Origin of the sequence: Sphaerisporangium sp. NPDC049002 (genome assembly GCF_040649355.1) — a bacterium.
GTDB lineage: Bacteria > Actinomycetota > Actinomycetes > Streptosporangiales > Streptosporangiaceae > Sphaerisporangium.
On sequence record NZ_JBEZFH010000468.1, the window covers coordinates 1 to 1,120 of the forward strand.

The 1,120-nt window shown below is 67.3% G+C and carries 2 protein-coding genes; both read left to right on the plus strand.

Annotated elements, in window-relative coordinates; all coding sequences use genetic code 11:
- Window positions 1-26: 26 nt before the first annotated feature.
- Entirely contained in the window at window positions 27-632 is a 606-nt protein-coding gene (locus tag AB0B89_RS36560) for a hypothetical protein (RefSeq protein ID WP_358562414.1), read from the plus strand.
- 144 nt (window positions 633-776) lie between these two features.
- Entirely contained in the window at window positions 777-998 is a 222-nt protein-coding gene (locus AB0B89_RS36565) for a hypothetical protein (protein ID WP_358562417.1), read from the plus strand.
- Window positions 999-1,120 lie beyond the last annotated feature (122 nt).

Here is a 1,120-nt window from a genome sequence, read left to right on the forward strand (position 1 = left end):
GCCCGCCCTTATCACTGGGAAGATCCATGAGCGACGACGTCTTCACCCTCCTGCAGCACATCGCCGATGAGACCTGGCAAGCCACCCGCGACATCGGCCTGCTGCCCTGGAGCTGCATCGCCGCAGGCCACATCGCCCAGCAAGCCGCCAGGTACTTCGGGCTTCCCGGGCACCTACAGCCGGTTCAGGCGCTGGTGGCCAACACCGCGGCGATCGAGCTGATCGTCGCGCAGGTGCCGCCCGAGCAGTGGCCAGAGGAAGCCTGGTCGGTCGGCACCAGCGGCGAGTCCCGACCGGAGCGCTATCCCGGGCACATCGTGCTGACCTTCCCTCATGCCAGCGGGACGGTCATCTTGGACCCCTCGCTGCCGCAGTTCACCCGGCCGCGCCTGGGCGTGCTCCTAAGTCCCCTGGTCGCGGTCCAGCCGCGCATGTGGCCCGACGGGGCGACCCGCGCGGTCTTCGAGCGTCCCGGCGGCGCGGTCAGCTACGAGCCGTACCAGGATGGCGGGCTCTATCGCACCTCGCCTGACTGGATCAACCGGAAAGTGAGGTATCACCGTCTGGTGGGGCGAGTAGTCCGGAACGCCAAGAATGGCGCGTTGAAGCCCACAACTGACCGAATGCGATGAATTAGTGGGAAGCTCAACGAGATGGTAGAAAGGTCGCAGCCGTGATCGTGCTCGGGTGACCCTCGCGCACCACGATCCAACCCCTCGGATCTCGGTTTCGGCCCTAGGTCCGAAACAGGTCCCGGACGTGGCAAGGTGGTTTCCGTGCCCAAAGAATCGCGCCACCGACGACCCGTGGAGCCGGCCCAGCCCCAGGAGCTGCCCGCCCACATCACCATCCCGTGCCTGCGAGGCGACCACAGCCTCTGCTCCGGCCGCGTCGCCCTGCCCCAGGTCCGCAACGGCAGCCGGTTCGTGCCGTGCCAGTGCCCCGAAGGACCGCCGAACTGCGTGCATCCAGAGTTCCGCACCCTGCCCGTTAAGTAGCAGGCGACGCTAACCATCGCGATGTCTACGGTGCGGTCACGTGGACATCACCTCGCCGCCCGGCTGCCCGGGGAGCACCCCCCAGATCAGCGAGTAGTACAGGATGGCCACCCCGATGCCGA